This window comes from Citrobacter sp. RHBSTW-00524, assembly GCF_013747755.1.
GTDB classification, from domain to species: domain Bacteria; phylum Pseudomonadota; class Gammaproteobacteria; order Enterobacterales; family Enterobacteriaceae; genus Citrobacter; species Citrobacter braakii.
The window spans coordinates 727,305-745,540 of the sequence record NZ_CP056421.1; the positions used below are offsets into that span (position 1 = coordinate 727,305).

Annotated in this window: 16 protein-coding genes and 3 pseudogenes; all 19 read left to right on the top strand. The window is 49.5% G+C overall.

All coding sequences use genetic code 11. The annotated features are described in order from the left end of the window. Positions 1-15 precede the first annotated feature (15 nt). The 19 genes and pseudogenes from HV229_RS03535 to HV229_RS03620 all read left to right on the top strand — a co-directional run bounded on the left by HV229_RS03535 (position 16) and on the right by HV229_RS03620 (position 18,229). Complete coding sequence (locus HV229_RS03535) at positions 16-1,224, top strand: hypothetical protein (protein ID WP_181546922.1); 1,209 nt, start codon at positions 16-18, stop codon at positions 1,222-1,224. Then, positions 1,221-4,688, top strand: a complete 3,468-nt coding sequence (locus tag HV229_RS03540) for an ImcF-related family protein (RefSeq protein ID WP_181546924.1) — start codon at positions 1,221-1,223, stop codon at positions 4,686-4,688. Before HV229_RS03535 ends, HV229_RS03540 begins: the two co-directional genes overlap by 4 nt. Next, positions 4,688-6,289 (top strand): type VI secretion system protein TssA, encoded by a 1,602-nt coding sequence (gene tssA, locus HV229_RS03545; protein WP_181546926.1) that lies wholly within the window; start codon positions 4,688-4,690, stop codon positions 6,287-6,289. The genes HV229_RS03540 and tssA overlap by 1 nt, the downstream gene beginning before the upstream one ends. Positions 6,290-6,319: 30 nt before the next feature. Continuing rightward, entirely contained in the window at positions 6,320-7,744 is a 1,425-nt protein-coding gene (locus HV229_RS03550) for a PAAR domain-containing protein (RefSeq protein WP_181546928.1), read from the top strand. After that, on the top strand, positions 7,737-8,156 hold the full coding sequence (locus HV229_RS03555; protein ID WP_181546930.1) for a hypothetical protein: 420 nt from the start codon (positions 7,737-7,739) through the stop codon (positions 8,154-8,156). The genes HV229_RS03550 and HV229_RS03555 overlap by 8 nt, the downstream gene beginning before the upstream one ends. A gap of 144 nt (positions 8,157-8,300) precedes the next feature. Beyond that, entirely contained in the window at positions 8,301-8,642 is a 342-nt protein-coding gene (locus HV229_RS03560; protein ID WP_141244077.1) for a hypothetical protein, read from the top strand. Positions 8,643-8,733: 91 nt separating this feature from the next. After that, entirely contained in the window at positions 8,734-9,162 is a 429-nt protein-coding gene (locus HV229_RS03565) for a hypothetical protein (protein WP_095715348.1), read from the top strand. 89 nt (positions 9,163-9,251) lie between these two features. Further along, positions 9,252-9,548: pseudogene (locus HV229_RS03570) on the top strand (type VI secretion system baseplate subunit TssF); the annotation flags it as partial. Further along, positions 9,545-9,772: pseudogene (locus HV229_RS03575) on the top strand (type VI secretion system protein TssA); the annotation flags it as partial. The pseudogenes HV229_RS03570 and HV229_RS03575, both read left to right, overlap by 4 nt. A gap of 30 nt (positions 9,773-9,802) precedes the next feature. Beyond that, a pseudogene (locus HV229_RS03580) lies at positions 9,803-10,081 on the top strand (PAAR domain-containing protein); the annotation flags it as partial. 243 nt (positions 10,082-10,324) lie between these two features. Then, positions 10,325-11,305 carry an IS5-like element ISKpn26 family transposase gene (locus HV229_RS03585; protein WP_000019445.1) on the top strand — a complete coding sequence of 327 codons (981 nt, stop codon included), beginning with the start codon at positions 10,325-10,327 and terminating at the stop codon, positions 11,303-11,305. Further along, on the top strand, positions 11,287-11,517 hold the full coding sequence (locus HV229_RS26490) for a hypothetical protein (RefSeq protein ID WP_346655010.1): 231 nt from the start codon (positions 11,287-11,289) through the stop codon (positions 11,515-11,517). The genes HV229_RS03585 and HV229_RS26490 overlap by 19 nt, the downstream gene beginning before the upstream one ends. A 401-nt stretch (positions 11,518-11,918) precedes the next feature. After that, positions 11,919-12,449, top strand: coding sequence for a fimbrial protein (locus HV229_RS03590; RefSeq protein ID WP_249417783.1), 531 nt, complete (start codon positions 11,919-11,921; stop codon positions 12,447-12,449). Positions 12,450-12,555: 106 nt separating this feature from the next. Next, a complete protein-coding gene (locus HV229_RS03595) occupies positions 12,556-13,101 on the top strand; it encodes a fimbrial protein (protein ID WP_181546934.1) in 546 nt (181 codons plus the stop codon). Next, positions 13,101-15,602 carry an outer membrane usher protein gene (locus tag HV229_RS03600; RefSeq protein WP_181546936.1) on the top strand — a complete coding sequence of 834 codons (2,502 nt, stop codon included), beginning with the start codon at positions 13,101-13,103 and terminating at the stop codon, positions 15,600-15,602. The genes HV229_RS03595 and HV229_RS03600 overlap by 1 nt, the downstream gene beginning before the upstream one ends. Positions 15,603-15,722: 120 nt before the next feature. After that, positions 15,723-16,421 (top strand): fimbria/pilus periplasmic chaperone, encoded by a 699-nt coding sequence (locus HV229_RS03605; RefSeq protein ID WP_053389978.1) that lies wholly within the window; start codon positions 15,723-15,725, stop codon positions 16,419-16,421. 55 nt (positions 16,422-16,476) lie between these two features. Continuing rightward, entirely contained in the window at positions 16,477-17,070 is a 594-nt protein-coding gene (locus HV229_RS03610; RefSeq protein WP_249417784.1) for a fimbrial protein, read from the top strand. After that, positions 17,070-17,615: a fimbrial protein gene (locus HV229_RS03615; RefSeq protein WP_052951275.1), complete on the top strand. Its 546-nt coding sequence runs from the start codon at positions 17,070-17,072 to the stop codon at positions 17,613-17,615. Before HV229_RS03610 ends, HV229_RS03615 begins: the two co-directional genes overlap by 1 nt. Further along, positions 17,612-18,229 carry a fimbrial protein gene (locus tag HV229_RS03620; RefSeq protein WP_131351414.1) on the top strand — a complete coding sequence of 206 codons (618 nt, stop codon included), beginning with the start codon at positions 17,612-17,614 and terminating at the stop codon, positions 18,227-18,229. Before HV229_RS03615 ends, HV229_RS03620 begins: the two co-directional genes overlap by 4 nt. The last annotated feature ends 7 nt before the right edge of the window (positions 18,230-18,236 follow it).

The window sequence follows — 18,236 nt, forward strand, 5'->3', positions numbered from 1 at the left end:
TTTGGCTGAGAAAATATGTTTTATTCCCTAAAGCATCTTCCTGAATGTTATCCGCGACCGGTCACACCAAAAAAAACACGTTGGATTGCTGTCCTTGTGGCGATGTTGGCCATCAGCGTGATCCTTATGCGAATATTCGGACGATACATCGATGATAGTCACTTCTGGATGTTGGCCATTGGCACACCATTGGTTGTGTGGATTGTGTGTTTCACTATTCGCATGTGGGCTTGGTCATTACAGGACAGTAAAGCGAATGGTTTTGACCGGCGCCGGGAGCAATGGATCTTGAGTGAGACCCGTAGGGCTCGTCGTGCACTTCAGGTGTTGAATACGACATTTATTACAGCCCATCAGGAAGACGACCAGCGTTCTGTTGCTGATAATATGCTCAATAATCACAGCATTATCATTTCGCAGTCGGACTGGAAAGGCGAAAAAAGCAGGAGGCTGAGCCGTATTACGGCAGAACCAGAAGATACTCTTGGATTGGTTATCTCACGTTTGTTCTCTGAGCTTATTGCCGATCTTCCAGTTCACCAGTTTCCTGAGAACGCTTCGCTTGTTGTCATCCTCGATGTCTCATCATCTCTGCCATTACCTGCTGTCAGAAATATCTGGCATGAAGCCTGGCAGGAGAGTGGCATAACCTGCTCGCTTGAGTACACAGACAGCAATGGGCCGGGGGTAGTCAACCACTGGTTGGATCACCGCATTAAAGATGATGCGATGTTATTGATTGTTGGTCTCCAGATTGATCCGGTTGTTTCAAACAATACTGCTGAAGCAGCCGTTGCTCTGCTTCTTGGCAACCGCCTGACCCAGGAATCACTCGAACCTCTCGCGTTGCTGCACCGTCCAGATGCTGCTCCAACCTGTGAGCTGAGGGAGGGGATGAACATGGCCGCCTATAATGTCCCGCTCAAAGAAAATATCGTGAAAAATTTATGGCTCGCCGGGCTGACGGGTGAGCAGCGTGCAGAAGTTATTGAGTGCCAGAATGCGCACCCTGCGCAGTCTGTAGAGGACGAAGCCGTCATTTCGCTCGATACATCTATGGGACATGCCGGTGCCGCTGCCCCCTGGCTGGCTATCGCTGCCGCCACTGAAATCGCCCGACAAACTCAGTCCCCACAGATGATTATCTGCGGTGATACGACACAGAATGTGCTGTGGAGCACGCTCATTACCCCGATTGCTTCCCGACAGGAGATAGATCCGTGAAGCTACCTTTAACACCGAAGACTACGGAAGGCCGCTATCTTGCTGTCGCATTGATTTTCTTTTTGCTGTTAGCCGTTATGACGTTCATGGTCTGGAAGCATCCGGATGTAGCCGGGATTGAAGACGGAAGTCAGCAGCAAATTTACTGGCTTATCGCCGGCGGATGTATTTCAGGTTGCGCCCTTATCGTATCCGTAGTGCTCCTGGCGGCAGTACGTAGTGCCGGTAAGCAGGAGTTTAATGCGCTTGTCGACAACACCAACGGTGATGATGAGAAAAAGAAGCGGGAAAATGATAAAGCACCTGTTCACCCTGCGGTGGTCATGTGTAACAAGATTCGGGGACATCTCCGCTCCCGTATTGGCCTTTACTGGCGTCGTAAAACCCGTCTGTTGTTAATCACTGGTGATGAAGCGGCAATCGAACAGCTGGTACCTGGCCTGCAAAGTCAGCAGTGGCTCGAAGGCAACCGTACCGTGCTGATTTACGGCGGGAGCCTGACATCGGAGCCTGACCGCGAAAAATACGCCGCGCTGCGCAAGCTGCGTCGTGGACGCCCACTGGACGGGATTGTCCGCGTCATGCCGCAGTCGCTTAACCTGACGCCACAGGTCAGTGACAACGATTTACGCGGGCTGGAAAAAATCAGCGAGCTGCTGCGTTATTCCGCCCCGGTCTGGCTGTGGCAGTTATGCGACAGCAACTGGTCGCAGACAACACGCCCTGAGCAGGCTGTCGGGGCACGTTTTCCGCTGCGTGCAAAAGAAGACGATATTACCCGCCAGCTTGAAAGGATACTGCCGGAATTGCGGGCACAGGGCGTCAGTCAGATCGCTGAGAACAACAGCCATGACTTCCTGCTGCGCCTGGGCCAGCACCTCAGAGACGGTGGCATTGCCCGCTGGGCTCAGCAACTGGTGCCATGGCTGGCTGCCTCCCAGCCACGTATTCCGCTGCGTGGCCTGATGTTCAGCCTGCCGGGAAGTCAGTCGCCTGAAAACGCAGTTGCTTACGCCGATGCGGAGAAATATGTCCCGGAATCACAGCGCCATGCGCTGACTCTGCCAGCGACCTGGCAGGGTATCGTTGACGACTGCCCCCGTGTACGTGGCCGCCGTGTCGGGATGGCGTGGGAACAAACGCTTGCCTGGATACTGATGATCATTATCGGGGTCTGGGGGGGCGGGACGCTGCTTTCGTTTTCACTGAACTACGGGCAAATCTCTTCTGTCGCGACAAAAGCACGCAACCTGGTGGAACATCCTTCCGTATCGGATTACCAGCTGACGACACTGCATGAACTGCGTAACGATGCGGGTCGTTTACAGCATCACATTCAGAATGGCGCACCTTTGTATCAGCGCTTTGGCCTTGATCATAGCCAACAGCTGCTGAGCACGTTGCTGCCGTGGTACGGTGTCGCGAATAATCGCCTGATTCGCGATTCGGCCAATGCCGCTCTGACGGAAAAACTGACCGCGCTGATCAACTCTGTGCCGAACAGCGATCGGCGTGCGCAGCTTGCTAAACCCGGTTATGACCAATTGAAGGCGTGGATGATGATGGCCCGGCCGGATAAAGCCGACGGCGCATTCTACGCGCAGACCCTGAAAACCGTGCAGCCAGCGCGGACGGGCATTTCTACCGGTCTGTGGCAAAGCCTGTCGCCGGATTTGTGGGCCTTCTATATCGCCACACTCCCAAAACAGCCACAGTGGAAAATCGCCCCGGATGCGCAACTGGTCAGCCAGAGCCGCCAGGTGCTGTTGCAGCAAATCGGGCGTCGCAACGCGGAAAGTACGCTGTATGAAAACATGCTCAAATCGGTGCGCCGTAACTTTGCAGATGTATCTCTGGAGGACATGACCAGTGGTACTGATGCCCGCCGCCTGTTCACCACTGATGAAGTGATACCAGGCATGTTTACCCGTCAGGCGTGGGAGGGCGGTATTCAGCAGGCGATAGAGAAAGCGGCTAACTCCCGTCGTGACGAAATTGACTGGGTGCTGAGCGACAGCCGAAAAGCGGTGTCCTCAGACCTGTCGCCGGAAGCCCTGAAAGCGCGCCTGACGCAACGTTACTTCACTGATTTTGCGGGTAGCTGGCTGAATTTTCTCAACAGCCTGCGGCTTAACCCGGCAAACAATATTGCAGACGTCACTGACCAGTTGACGCTGATGAGTGATGTGCGCCAGTCGCCACTGATTGCTCTGATGAATACTCTCGCCTGGCAGGGGCAGACCGGCCAGCAAAGCGAGGGACTTTCGGATTCCATTATCAAATCGGCTAAGGATCTTGTCGGCGGGAAAGACAAACCGGTGATTGACCAGTCTGCGTCAGGGCCGCAGGGTCCGCTGGATGAAACCTTTGGTCCGCTGCTTCAGCTTCTGGGTAAAAACAAAGGCAGCAACGTCATGTCGGCTGACACTTCGCTGAGCCTGCAGACCTATCTGACCCGTATCACCCGCGTGCGTCTGCGCCTGCAGCAGGTGGCAAGCGCTTCTGATCCACAGGAGATGATGCAGACTCTCGCCCAGACCGTGTTTAAGGGCAAGAGCGTCGATCTGACCGACACCCAGCAATACGGTAGCCTTATTTCGGCAAGCCTTGGCGAAGAGTGGAGCAGTTTTGGCAGCACGATGTTCGTGTTGCCACTGACTCAAGCCTGGGAAACGGTGCTGCAGCCGTCGGCGGCGAGCCTGAATGATAAATGGAGCCGCGCCGTGGTGGCGAACTGGCACACGGCCTTTGACGGGCGCTTCCCGTTTGCGGTGAGTAAAAGTGATGCCTCTTTGCCGATGCTGGCTGAATTTGTGCGTAAGGACAGCGGACGTATAGAGCGCTTCCTGACGACAGAGCTCAACGGTGTGCTGCACAAAGAGGGTAGTCAGTGGGTACCGGATAAGGTCAACAGCCAGAGGTTGAACTTTAACCCGGCCTTCCTGCGGGCCATTAACCAACTGAGCCAACTGTCAGACATTCTGTTCACAGATGGCAGCCAGGGCATCAGCTTTGAACTGCAGGCGCGTCCTGTGCCGCAGGTGGTGGAGACCCAGTTGACCATTGATGGACAAAAGCTGCACTACTTCAACCAGATGGCCGACTGGCAAAGCTTCCGCTGGCCGGGTGATACCTACAAGCCGGGGACGATGCTGACCTGGACCACGGTCAATGCCGGTGCGCGTCTGTTCGGGGATTTCAGTGGGACCTGGGGCTTTATTCGCTGGCTGGACCAGGGCAAGCGCCAGCAGCTTGACCGCAGTCAGTGGATGATGAGCTTTACCGCCCCGGATGGTCGCACCCTGCAGTGGGTGCTGCGCTCACAACTCGGAAAAGGTCCGCTGGCGTTGCTGGAACTGCGTGGTTTCACGCTGCCGGATCAGATATTCAGTGTTGACAGCGAGGCCACCGAGCAGGCGCTGATGGCCAACAGCAGAAACAATGACATGGAGGGGGGCGAATAATGAGCACACTGCAGAATCTGGTTGCCGCCTGTCAGGCTGACGAAACTCAGTTGCGGCAACAGGCGCAGGCACGCACGGAAAACTGGCAGCCCTGGCTTGCTCCGGTAAATGACACCAGTCTGATCGGAGAAGACCCCGGTTATGACGATGATTTTCAGCGTATCCGCGAGGAGGTCAATAAACTATCCGGCATCGATACCGGCCTGATTTGCACGCTTGCCGAAAAGTTGTTGACCACAACTGCCAAAGATATCCGGATTGCCACCTATTATTGCTGGGCGCGCCTGCACCAGGATGGTGAAGCCGGCTTTGCTGAAGGGCTTGAACTGCTGGCGGGATTGATACAGCGTTATGGAACGCAGCTTCATCCTCAACGTGAGCGGAGCCGTAAACCGGCGCTGGAGTGGCTCGCAGGCTCCCGCGTTCTGGACAGCCTGTCACTCTGGCCGGAAGTGGTACGCGATGATGCACTGCGCACTGCCGGTGCGCTGCTGCTCATCCGCGACAGTCTGGAGCCAGAACCAGAAGCGTCACGGCCAGAGCTCAATGCACTATACAGTGCTCTGGAATCTCGCCTGATGAAGGCCGGTGGCGTGGATGCTGTGGTACCGCAGAACGCTGGTAATAAGGCTCAGTCACAGAGCGCTACGCATACCATCGAGTCAGACACGCCGGTTTTGAGCCGCATCACCTCTGGTCAGGATTTGCTGGCCCAGGCCCGTACCCTGACCGGATATCTGCGTGAGCAGCCCGATGGCTGGCTCGCCGCACACCGGCTGATGAAAAGCCTGCGTCATGACACGCTGAGTGCTATTCCGGCACCGGATGCCGAAGGGAAAACGCGCATCGAACCGCCGCGCGCTGACCAGCGGGCCATGCTCAAACGCCTGTATCTGCAGCAGAGCTGGCTGGAAATACTGGAGCAGGCGGACAATACCTTCTCGCGCGGTGCCAATCACCTCTGGCTGGATTTGCAGTGGTATATCCACCAGGCACTGATGAAGTCAGGGCAGGATGTACTGGCCGATATCATCACTGCAGACCTGAAAGGGTTGCTGCGCCGCCTCACCGGGCTTGAAACTCTGGCCTTTAACGACGGGACGCCGTTTGCGGATGAAGTGACGCTGAACTGGATAAATCAGAGCGTACTGGACGATATGTCCGGCTGGCGGGATGAGCCGGTCAGTGCCGTCAGTGAGACGGACAACGATATTCTGGCCCTTGAGCCGGAAGCGTTGGAGAAAGCGGACACTGACGGTCTGGATGCCACACTACACTGGCTGCAGACCCTTCCGGGCACCGACTCCACAAAAGACAAATGGCTGCTGCGCCTGCTGATGGCCCGTGTAGTCGAGCAGAAGGGCAAGAATGAACTGGCGCTGCATCTGCTGGGCGAGCTCGATGGTGCTGCGCAGTCCATCACCCTCACGCAGTGGACACCGGCGCTGCTGTTTGAAGTGAAATCGCGTCGCCTCAGACTGCTACGTATGAAAGCCACACGCAGTGAAACCGATAAATCACGGCTTCAGCCGGAGATGGACCAGCTTCTGGCTGGTCTGATTGCGCTCGATCCGGCAGGCAGTGCAGTGCTTTGCGGGTAACCTGGACTGAATTCAGCTAAAGGGAAAAATATGGCAGCAGAAGGCTTTTACCTGGTGCAGGGCGACAAGACGACCTGCGGCGGGAGAATAACGACGGGTGCAGAGGATCACACTCTGTTTGATAAACCGGTTGCCCGGGAGCAGGACAGTGTGACCTGCGGGAAGCATGCCGGGCTTTTCAAGATAGCCGGTGGCATCGACAACGATACCATTCATGACCGGCGAATGGCCGGAACCCTCGACAGCTACAGTACATGCCCCTGCAAGGCGAAGTTTATTCCGTCGATGATGGATGATACGTACGAGAAGACAACCTCAGGCCAGAGCGAACCTGAACAACATGCACAGTCAGCAAATAAGAATAATAAAAAAAGCGATGAAAAATTGGATTATAAAATCCTGTTGTCAGGAAATAAGGTCCTTACGCCTCTTTCAATTCCAGACTATGATGAGATGATAAAGGGAGGAAGTACCAACAACACTGAGAAAATTGGTTTCCGAATCATCAATAAAGGCGATGAGGCAGAAGGGCTTTCCCTTGAGGTTGTGGATGGTGCTGAACTTATTTACAGTGAAAAGTATACTTCCAGCTTATTTGAGCAAGGCGAGCATGAATGGTACTGGGATGGTTACAGTAATGCAGGAATACTGGATACTCGTAAGCTTAAAAGTAAGTCATTAACGGTCAGGTTAATTGCCCTTAGGGGCGATCAAATGATAAAGGTAGATCTGGCATTAAATAATTCACCTAAAGAACAAGATTGGGTGGATGTGCTAATCAATAGAACCAGTACCACAGTTGATGTCTTCTGGCGGGTCGCTTTTGATGATGGCGGTATTGACGGTATGAATCAATTGCTCCAACCCGTGAGTTATATTGATTTGCAGAAACTGGCAAAGCAAGGAATAGAATTTTACTGGTCCCGAAATGGTACAAGAGTTCCGGGTATTGGTGATGGCATCATAACCCGTCAGGGTAAATACAAGGTTTCTGTTTCTGTTGGCGTTAATACTACAGCATCCATGCCTTCATTTAGTTTGGTAGAATGCTTGGAAAGTGAATATGGTCGTTCCTCGAGTCTTGCTGGATTTAGAAAAATCTGCCATAATTATGGTTTTTATTATAGTCGTTATATTCAAGGATTAGAACCTGACTATAATGCTGCTGCCGAATCAAGGTTTAAATTATATTCTGCTCATGAAATGGGACATATCCTTCTCAATAAATATGGTGCAGGATCAAGTCCAGATTATTCGTGGTCTCATAAAAAAACATCTACGGTGCTTACACAGGAACCTTTACCTGGTTTCAAAATGCCGAGACAAGGAGAGATAGATCTTATGAAATATTCTGATAACCCAGCGCCAGCACTTATTCAGTATAGTAATTCTATAGCGGCGAATGAAGATGTAAAGGGATTAATATGGCTCTCTCGGGTTGAATTTAATGATTAGATTATCTGTTATTATTATTGTTTTTGTTTTTTTGACAGGATGCTCTAACCAGTTGACATATGATGGGGTTGTTTATATTTTTAACCCGTGCCCAGTAAGAGTTTCCATTATCACAAAAAACTACACTGGTTCTATAACGTCTCAGAATGGACAAGGTTCTGAAGTATTATCTTTATTGCCTAAAGAACGTGGCATTATTGCTGTGTTCTCTTTAGTAAGTTTAAAACAAGATTTTTCTGAGCATTTTAATGCTAATGGACAAGATTTTATTGTGAGTATTTCAGATGGTCATAGTGAAAAAGTTTTAAAAGGCAATCAAATATTTTTGTTGTTGAAAAATGTGACTACGGAAAGAAATTTGGAAACACGCAATGTAGTCTATGAGATTAATGATAGTTCTTTATGTCCATAATGATTTTTTGATAAATTTATTGTTACTGAACATTGATGTACCTAATGTTAAATAAACAGCAATCATTGGACATCTAGGGTAAACATTCAGTAGCGGCTGAAGAGGATTTAAAAGGTTTGATCTGGCTGAGTAGGGTAAAATTCAATGACTAAATTACTTCTTATTTGTATTTTTTTGAGCGTGTCAGCGTGTTCGTCACAAAAACCATACCCCGGCGTTATTTTTATAAAAAATCCTTGCGATGCACCGCTTTCTGTCTCGGTTTCAGAATTCTCTGGCTATATCTCTTCATTGGGAGGAAATACTGATGAACATTTTACGCTTGCAGTCGGACAACAGAAAGCATTTGCTCAGTTTCAACGATCCAGTAAAGACCAGAATCTAGAATGGTTGTTTTCAGAGAAATATGGTGGTGGATTTAATTTAACAACAGGGGATGGTGATCATCAAAAAAATACTCTGGAGCTAACATATATCCTTTGCTGAAAACCGTGTCTGATAAAGACGAGAATTTCATTTGTCTTGAAATTAGCTCTAATGGCATTTGTCCATGAAATCTTGACGGACTTGGCAAGCAATGTATCCTCTTAAACAACGTGTAATTACATTTTTCGGGGTGGTATTCTTCCTGGTGATTTCTATCGGGATTTCATATCTCGGCATTTTTAAGTTGCGTGAATACCTTTCTTACCCCGATGTCGTTAACTTCTCTTTTTGGGTAACTTTTGCTGCCGCATTTTTCTTTTTTTTCTCACCGTTATTGGCGATGATTTTTCCTGTTATTTTTACCGGGAAGCAGATAACCATTGCATCAGGTAAAAAATTACTGAAAACCACGTTTATCATCTTAGGGTTAACTGTCCTGGGAATGTTTATCTTTCAAGAAAAATACACAACATCTTTAATGCATAAAGGTTACACAGAGTGCCAGGGGATCCCTTCGGGTTGGATGCTTGGCATGGCAAAAAAATATGCCATAGAACCGTCCCTTTGTACTCAGCATTGATGATTCTCTTTTCTTTATGATTACCCGTGCCAGACTCCCGGAGTCTGCTTCAGTGTTTAACACGCAGCAATTTACTAAGCAGAATAAAGATGGATGATTTAACCCTGCGTTATTATGACGCTGAAATGCGCTACCTGCTGGAAGCGGGCGAAGAGTTCTCCCGGACCCATCCCGAGCAGGCGGCAATGCTCAATCTCGATAAAGCGGGCGCGCGCGACGCGTACGTGGAGCGTCTGTTCGAGGTCTTTGCCTTCCTGATGGGCCGTTTGCGCGAGAAACTTGATGACGATCTACCGGAACTGACCGAAGGGCTGGTCATCCTGCTGTGGCCACATTATCTGCGAACCATTCCGTCGATGTCGGTGGTGGAGTTCACCCCCGACTGGCGCTGCATTTGCTGGGTGAGCTCGATGGTGCAGCACAGTCAATCACCCTCACACAGTGGACTCCTGCACTGTTGTTTGAAGTGAAATCGCGTCGCCTCAGACTGCTGCGTATGAAAGCCACACGCAGTGAAACCGATAAATCACGGCTTCAGCCCGAGATGGATTTGCTTCTGTCCGGTCTGATTGCGCTCGATCCGGCAAGCAGTGCAGTGCTTTGCGGGTAACCTGGACTGAATTCAGCTAAAGGGAAAAATATGGCAGCAGAAGGCTTTTACCTGGTGCAGGGCGACAAGACGACCTGCGGCGGGAGAATAACGACGGGTGCAGAGGATCACACTCTGTTTGATAAACCGGTTGCCCGGGAGCAGGACAGTGTGACCTGCGGTAAACATGCCGGGCTTTTCAAGATAGCCGGTGGCATCGACAACGATACCATTCATGACCGGCGAATGGCCGGAACCCTCGACAGCTACAGTACCTGCCCCTGTAAGGCGAAGTTTATTCCGTCGATGATGGATGATACGTACGAGAAGATCAGTGGATCTTCCGCTGGAGAAACAGCTGCAGGCTTTGCAGCATCTGTGCAAACTTCGCCAGAATTGCCGAGTTATCTGACCGGTAAGCAAAAGCCAACTGGATTTGTACCTGATTATCCAGTTTTACGGAATACTCATGATTTACCTGATGGTAATTTGAGGGCTATGCTAAGGAAGGTGCGAACAAGTTCCTGATATGAGATCATCATATTCATCCGGAGCGCATCCCAGAGGGACATCATGAGCCATCAACTCACCTTCGCCGATAGTGAATTCAGCACTAAGCGCCGTCAGACCCGAAAAGAGATTTTCCTCTCCCGCATGGAGCAGATTCTGCCATGGCAGAATATGACCGCTGTCATCGAGCCGTTTTATCCCAAGGCGGGCAATGGCCGACGGCCCTATCCGCTGGAGACCATGCTGCGTATTCACTGCATGCAGCATTGGTACAACCTGAGCGACGGTGCCATGGAAGATGCCCTGTACGAAATCGCCTCCATGCGCCTGTTTGCCCGATTATCCCTGGATAGCGCCCTGCCGGATCGCACCACCATCATGAATTTCCGCCACCTGCTCGAGCAGCATCAACTGGCCCGTCAATTGTTCAAGACCATCAATCGCTGGCTGGCCGAAGCAGGCGTCATGATGACCCAAGGCACTTTGGTGGATGCCACCATCATTGAGGCACCCAGCTCGACCAAGAACAAAGAGCAGCAACGCGATCCGGAGATGCATCAGACCAAGAAAGGCAATCAGTGGCACTTTGGCATGAAGGCCCACATTGGTGTCGATGCCAAGAGTGGCCTGACCCACAGCCTGGTCACCACCGCGGCCAACGAGCATGACCTCAATCAGCTGGGTAATCTGCTTCATGGAGAGGAGCAATTTGTCTCAGCCGATGCCGGCTACCAAGGAGCGCCACAGCGCGAGGAGCTGGCCGAGGTGGATGTGGACTGGCTGATCGCCGAGCGTCCCGGCAAGGTAAAAACCTTGAAGCAGCATCCGCGCAAGAACAAAACGGCCATCAACATCGAATACATGAAAGCCAGCATCCGTGCCAGGGTGGAGCACCCGTTTCGCATCATCAAGCGGCAGTTCGGCTTCGTGAAAGCCAGATACAAGGGGCTGCTGAAAAACGATAACCAACTGGCGATGTTATTCACCCTGGCCAACCTGTTTCGGGTGGACCAAATGATACGTCAGTGGGAGAGATCTCAGTAAAAACCGGAAATAACGCCAGAAATGGTGGAAAAAATAGCCTAAATAGGCTGATTCGATGTGTTTGCGGGAAAAAAATCGGCCCAGATCCGCGAAATTTTAATCAGCGAGTCAGCTTGGGAAGAAATGACCTGCTTATTCGCACCTTCCCTTTCTTAACTTTGCTAATCTTATATTTTCGTTATTCAGTCATGAAATATTTATTTGATGATTAAAATTAAAATTAAAAATTTTTAAGTGTTAAATGTGTGTTTTTTGTTGGTTTTATGGTTGAAATTTTAACTTTTGGTAACATATGTGGATCAATTTAGCTTTTTTGGTTTATAAATCTGTAAAATTGGTAGTGTTTAGGTTTTTAATCTCGTATTTTATAAAATAGCAGAATATTATATCTAGATTTTAATGTGGGGGTGTTTTTGCAGTGATTATATTTTTTATGGTTTTATGTATTTTTGATATTTCCTTTAAATTCAGTAAGTTGGTTTATTTTTGATGGAGTTTGACTGCGCTGCAGATGCTGTTTAATAATAAGCGCGTATTCGGGAATATATATTTTCGAACTACATTTCATTCTAAATAGACAGGAATGTCTCTAAATTCAGGAAAAGTACTTATTATGAAAAAAATTCTTCTCGCGGTAGCTATGTCCTCTGTAATGATTACTGGTGCACATGCCGCTGAGGATCAGGGCCACGGTAAAATTACCTTTAAGGGTTCTGTTGTTGATGCCCCATGTTCAATTGATTCAGAAAGCCTTGATCAGACCGTTCAATTGGGTGCTATTGCCAAAGGTGCTTTAGAGGGTGGCAACCGTTCTACTCCTGTAGATTTCAGCATCCAGCTGCACGATTGTACTTTCGACACCGTCAATGAAGTGAATGTTGCTTTTAACGGTTATGAAGGCGATAAAACTGCGGGTCTGGAAAGCTCCTTTGCTGTTACCGGTCAGGCTCAAGGTGTGGGCGTGACTATTACCGATATGGGTAGCAATGTTATTGCTCCAAATACAAGTGCAAAAGCGATCGTACTTAACGATGGCGACAACGAACTGCAGTTCCAGGCTTATGTTCAGGGTGCTACTACCTCCGGCGCGGTTGTGCCAGGTACGTTTACCTCTACTGCTAACTTCGTAATGTCTTACGAGTAAGTTTTAGCTGTTGTTCTGATATTTAGAATAAACAACTCAGGCGCTGACAGATGTTTGCGCCTGTATTTAAATTGCCAATGGCGGCAAGCAGGAAAGAACAGTAGCTATGCATTATTTTAAAAAAATAAAATCTACAATCCTAACTTGCTTCTTGCTTACAGCATTTTCATGTCATGTTACCGCTTCTCAACAGAGTCGTGGCCGAGTCAACATGCAGGGGAGTATCATTGATACTGCCTGCAGTATTACTATGGATGACCGCTACCAGACCGTACAAATAACAACCCAACCCGTTGCGATGGTTATTCAGCCCGCCGAAAAGGTAAGCGTTTCGTTTCATATTAATCTCGAAAGCTGCTCGTTACAGTCTGATGGTCCTCCCCCAAAACAGTGGAGCCACTTTCAGGTCACTTTCGATGGTTCATCTGATGACGGAAAGTTATTTAATGTTACAGGTGAAGCCAAAGGTATTGCGCTTGAAATTAGCGATCATAACGGGAATATAGCCATTCCTGGAAAGGCGTTACCCGCAGGAATGCTTTCACCGGGGTTAATGGCACTGAATTACCAACTTCATTTGAAAGGTAATGGCCAGGAAATCAGGCCTGGTGATTACTATAGTATTATTCGCTTTAAGGTGGATTATTTTTAATGAAACATAATCCAGGATGTTTGGGGAAAATTCGTCCGCTTGCGCTCGAAATATTTTTGGTACTTTCCAGTTGTCAGATTGCAGTGGCTGACGATAATGTTCAGTTTAATACGGATGTACTTGACCTTAAAGATCGTTCTCAAATTGATTTGAGCCAGTTTTCACAGGCCGGGTATGTGATGCCCGGGAGCTATACCCTGGCTGTTCAGATTAATAACAATACGTTGCCGGAACGAGAGATTCAATTTTTTGCCCCAGATGATGATGCAAATAAAAGCTATGCATGCCTGACTCATGATGTTGTGGAACAGTTAGGGCTGACGGAAGCTTCTGCCAAAAAGCTCACCTGGTGGCACAATAACGAATGTATGGACCCCGCATCTCTTCCCGGTATGTCTGTGGCTGGAGACCTCGGTGCCAGCGCGGTGAAAGTTAATTTACCCCAGGCTTATCTGGAGTACACCTCAGAAAACTGGGATCCTCCGTCTCGCTGGGATGAAGGGATCCCCGGCGTATTGTTTGACTACAGTGTGAATGGTCAGACAACTCACCAGCAACAGGGCAGCGATGCTAAAACGCTCAGCGGCAATGGGGTTGCCGGGATTAACGTTGGCGCATGGCGTTTTCGAGCTGACTGGCAGGGAAACTACAGTCATCGAACGAATAATAGTGGTGGTAATCAGCAGGACTGGAGCTGGAATCGTTACTATTTATACCGGTCGATAGCTGCCGCCCGGGCGAAATTGACCCTCGGGGAAGATTATTTATCCTCCGACATATTTGACAGTTTCCGCTACACCGGGGCCAGCCTGATTTCGGATGACAGCATGCTGCCACCTAACCTGCGTGGTTATGCACCAGAGGTTACCGGGATTGCAAAGACCAATGCCAAAGTCACGATCAGTCAGCAGGGGCGAGTGATTTATGAAACTACCGTTGCTGCTGGTCCATTCCGTATTCAGGATTTGAGCAATGCCATCAGCGGTAAACTTGATGTGAAAGTTGCGGAGGAGGATGGCAGTAGCAGCCAGTATCAGGTTGATACTGCGACCATTCCTTATTTGTCCAGGCCCGGACGTGTGCGCTATAAATTTTCGACCGGTAAACCGTCGAATTATGATCATCACAGCCAAGGGCCGGTGTTTGGCACTGGAGAGTTTTCCTGGGGTGTCACTAACGGCTGGTCACTATTTGGTGGGGGCCTGACCGCAGGGGACTACACTTCACTCGCGTTGGGGGTAGGGCGTGATTTAATGGCCTTCGGTGCATTATCATTTGATATTACGCAGTCTCGGGCGGTAGTACCGGAAGAGGGGACAAAGCAAGGTGGTTCATATCGCCTTAGTTATTCCAAGCGTTTTGATGAGACTGACAGTCAGGTGACGTTTGCAGGTTATCGTTTTTCGGAACGAAACTTTATGAACGTAAACCAATACCTGAACGCGAAATATCAGGGATATAAGCAGGCTAATAGCAGCAAGCAGCTTTATACCATCAGTTTTAGCCAACAATTACGAGACTGGCGTACATCGCTTTATTTAAATTACAGCCATCAGACCTATTGGGATCATCCGACAAATAACACATATAATATATCAATGTCGCGATATTTTGATTTCATGATGTTTAAAAGTATGAGTGCAAATGTTTCCGCATTTCGCAGTGAATATAATGGCTTGAAAGATGACGGTGCTTTTGTCAGCCTTTCCATTCCATGGGGTGGGGGGGGGACATTAAGTTACGATGCATCCTACAGTGGTGGTACAAATTCTCAAAGGGCGACTTACTCTAATAGCATGGGTGACCATGACAATTATAGTCTGAGTGCGGGGGTAACACGAGACAATAGAATCAGCGGTAGCGGCTATCTATCGCACCAGGGCGATTTCAGCGACATGAACTTTAACAGTAGTTTTGAGGGAAATCGCTATCGCGCTGCGGGAGCCTCTATGAGAGGCGGGATTACAGCCACGACGAAGGGAGCGGCATTACATCGCATTGGTGCTACAGGCGGAACGCGAATGATGGTGGATACCGGTGGCGTGTCGAATGTCCCGGTAAGAAATACAGGTGCACCGTCGTACTCAAATATGTTTGGTAAAACAGTCGTTGGTGATGTGGCGAGTTATTACCGCAATAATATTAATATAGATTTGAATAAATTGGGCGAGGATGTGGAAGCCACGCGTTCGGTTGTACAGGGAACTCTGACTCAGGGAGCAATTGGTTATCGTCGTTTTGGTATTATCGCCGGACATAAAGCGATGGCCATTATCAAACTAGCGGATGGCAGTACACCACCATTTGGTGCAACGATACTGAATAAAAATAAAGACCAGACGGGAATTATCAGTGAAGACGGTATGGTCTGGTTAACAGGTATTAAACCTGAAGAAACAATGGAAGTGAACTGGGATGGGGAGACTCAGTGTGTTATCACACTGCCTGCCACACTGCCAGATGGAAATTTGTTATTACCCTGTGTTGCCGACGTAAAATAATTAATCGGTGAATCGGGTAGATGATTATCAGTAATATTAATAGATAAGCGAAATATGAAAATGACTATTCAATCCCGTTTGGCCATTACCTCCAGGGCGTGTGCAATTACTCTGGTGTTAATGGGGCTTTCACAATCTGCGAATGCTGCCCTTGCTCTGGATCGCACTCGCGTGGTGCTGGATGGAGGAGATAACTCTGTCTCAATGGGGGTGACGAACCAGAATAAAGAGCTGCCATATCTAGCGCAGGTTTGGATTGACGATGCGCAAGGTAACAAGATTACCAGCCCTCTGACTGCGCTTCCACCCGTGCAGCGTATCGAACCCGGCGCCAAAACCCAGGTAAAAGTGCAGGCCACTCCTGGAATGAACCTGCTGGCGCAGGACCGGGAGAGCCTTTACTACTTTAACTTGCGTGAGATCCCGCCGAAGAGTAGTAAACCCAATACGTTGCAGATTGCATTACAGACGCGCATCAAACTGTTTTATCGCCCGGCAGCACTGAAGGTTGAGCCAAACAGTAAGCCTTGGCAGGAGCAGGTGACTTTGACTAAAGAGGGGGGCAAATATGTGGTGCATAACCCAACGCCTTATTTTATCACCTTTACCGCGGTGTCGACGGAATCAGGCGGGGAAAATATAAATGATTTCAAACCATTGATGCTGGAACCTATGGGGAAAGCACCATTAGGCGTGCCGGTTTCAGCGGTGGGCAACAGCCCTGTCCTGACCTATGTCAATGATTACGGCGGTCGCCCAAAACTGATTTTTAGCTGCGCAGGAAATAGCTGCACGCTTAAAAGCACTAAGGTCGGTTAAGGCCATTCTACCGGATGTTTTCGCGAAGGACGTCTGGTGGAAAATGGAGGGGTAAATGATGCGTACCAGACTGAAATTGCTGACATCGTTTTTAACGGTAGTTATGGTGGCACTGCCTGTCACCACTTTCGCTGTGGATCATTGGGATGTGGAAGGAGCGCACGGGGAAATTCAGGTGCGTGGTGCATTGACCGAAGGCGTATGTCACCTCGATATGATTTCCCGCTGGCAGGATGTTGAACTGGGAGCGACGCCCACTATCGAGTTGCAGCATCCGGGCGATCGCAGTGCAGCCGTTACATTTTTGCTGCGTCTGAAAGATTGCACCCGTAAAGGCGGCAGTCTGGTGGATAAACGAACCGGCAGTCTCGCCTGGGACGCTATTCAGCCCGTTCTTTCCGTTCGATTTCAGGCGCAGGCAGACGCTGATAACCCCGAGTTGGTTGGCGTAATTGGCGTAAAAGGTATAGGCCTTCGTTTGACGGATCACCGGGGGCTGGATGTTCGCTTAGGCGAGCAGGGGCCGGCTCAATTTATCTCACCAGAACAGGATGAACTGGTTTACAGCGTGAGCGTAGAGAGAACTTCCGCCCCACTTACGGCTGGTGAGTACTACGCCACGGTGAATTTCGCACTGGAGTATGATTAATGAACGCCCGGATGATTTTGGCCGTGTTGTTGGGTTATATGTCTATTATGCCTGTTCACTCAGTGGAAAATAATATTCAAATCACCGGCAATTTAGTCACCGAACCCTGCACGTTAGCTCCGGAATCAGCGGATATTCCACTGGATTTTGGCACGATTGTCGGTAAGTACTTTCAAACGGCTAAGCGCACGCCGGGTATTCGTTTTTCTATCAAGCTCACTGATTGCGATACCAGTATGGGCAACAGTGCGACGGTTACCTTCCTCGGGGCGGAAAGCGGGTCCTTACCGGGGCTATTGGCCACCAATAACGGTGAGGAAAATGGTCTGGCTTTCGGAATTGAAACCTTGCCAGATGCCGATTCGGAAGTGGCACCACAATTGATCCCCATTAACAAGCCAAGTCCGCTCTTTCTTCTGAGCAACAAAGAGTCGGTGATTACCTTACAGGGGTATATCGAGGCGGAGCCAGAGGCTATTGAAACTAACACTGTAAAGCCTGGGCCCTTCGCAGTGACGGCGACTTTTAAGGTGGATTATCCGTGAAGAGAAGAAACTGGGGCTTAATTACCCGAACGGTAGTGTGCCATCCCTTGTTGTGGGGCTCATGGATTTACCGTTTTGGGTTGGTCTTACTAATCCTTTTGCTATGTGCTGCAGGCATGGCGCATGCCGACAGTAGCTATGCAGCGAATCGGTCTGAAATAAATATTAATATTTCAGGCACGATTGTCGTGACAGGCAAATGCACGTTCAATCAGGGGGGAGAGCTACTGGTCGATTTTGGTGATATCCGTTTTAGCTCCACGAGTAATGAATTAGGAAGAACCTATATTGAACCGCTGGTCAGTGATATGACCTGCTCGGGTGATTCGGCGGGCTCGGCGACGATGAAGCTTTCCTCAAAAGACGGCAGTTCGCAAGATTACAACGGCAATAAATTGCTAAAAGTCGGTATCGAAGGCGGGGTGGCCGCCACAGGACTTGGGATCGCACTTAAAGTGAATGGACAGATTCAGGATGTGAATACGCCGTTTGCCGTGGAGGTTGGGCAGTTTCCCACTTTGGAAGCTCAACTGGTGCAAACAGACGTCAGCAATAAACTGATCAGCGGTAATCGAATTACCTCCTCCGCCACGTTATTAATGGCATTTGATTGAGAGGGGG

Coding starts and splice junctions, on each gene's coding strand:
- HV229_RS03535 (WP_181546922.1), top strand. CDS start 16: ATGTTTTATTCCCTAAAGCATCTTCCTGAATGTTATCCGCGACCGGTC.
- tssA (WP_181546926.1), top strand. CDS start 4,688: ATGAGCACACTGCAGAATCTGGTTGCCGCCTGTCAGGCTGACGAAACT.
- HV229_RS03550 (WP_181546928.1), top strand. CDS start 6,320: ATGGCAGCAGAAGGCTTTTACCTGGTGCAGGGCGACAAGACGACCTGC.
- HV229_RS03555 (WP_181546930.1), top strand. CDS start 7,737: ATGATTAGATTATCTGTTATTATTATTGTTTTTGTTTTTTTGACAGGA.
- HV229_RS03560 (WP_141244077.1), top strand. CDS start 8,301: ATGACTAAATTACTTCTTATTTGTATTTTTTTGAGCGTGTCAGCGTGT.
- HV229_RS03565 (WP_095715348.1), top strand. CDS start 8,734: ATGTATCCTCTTAAACAACGTGTAATTACATTTTTCGGGGTGGTATTC.
- HV229_RS03585 (WP_000019445.1), top strand. CDS start 10,325: ATGAGCCATCAACTCACCTTCGCCGATAGTGAATTCAGCACTAAGCGC.
- HV229_RS03590 (WP_249417783.1), top strand. CDS start 11,919: ATGAAAAAAATTCTTCTCGCGGTAGCTATGTCCTCTGTAATGATTACT.
- HV229_RS03595 (WP_181546934.1), top strand. CDS start 12,556: ATGCATTATTTTAAAAAAATAAAATCTACAATCCTAACTTGCTTCTTG.
- HV229_RS03600 (WP_181546936.1), top strand. CDS start 13,101: ATGAAACATAATCCAGGATGTTTGGGGAAAATTCGTCCGCTTGCGCTC.
- HV229_RS03605 (WP_053389978.1), top strand. CDS start 15,723: ATGGGGCTTTCACAATCTGCGAATGCTGCCCTTGCTCTGGATCGCACT.
- HV229_RS03610 (WP_249417784.1), top strand. CDS start 16,477: ATGATGCGTACCAGACTGAAATTGCTGACATCGTTTTTAACGGTAGTT.
- HV229_RS03615 (WP_052951275.1), top strand. CDS start 17,070: ATGAACGCCCGGATGATTTTGGCCGTGTTGTTGGGTTATATGTCTATT.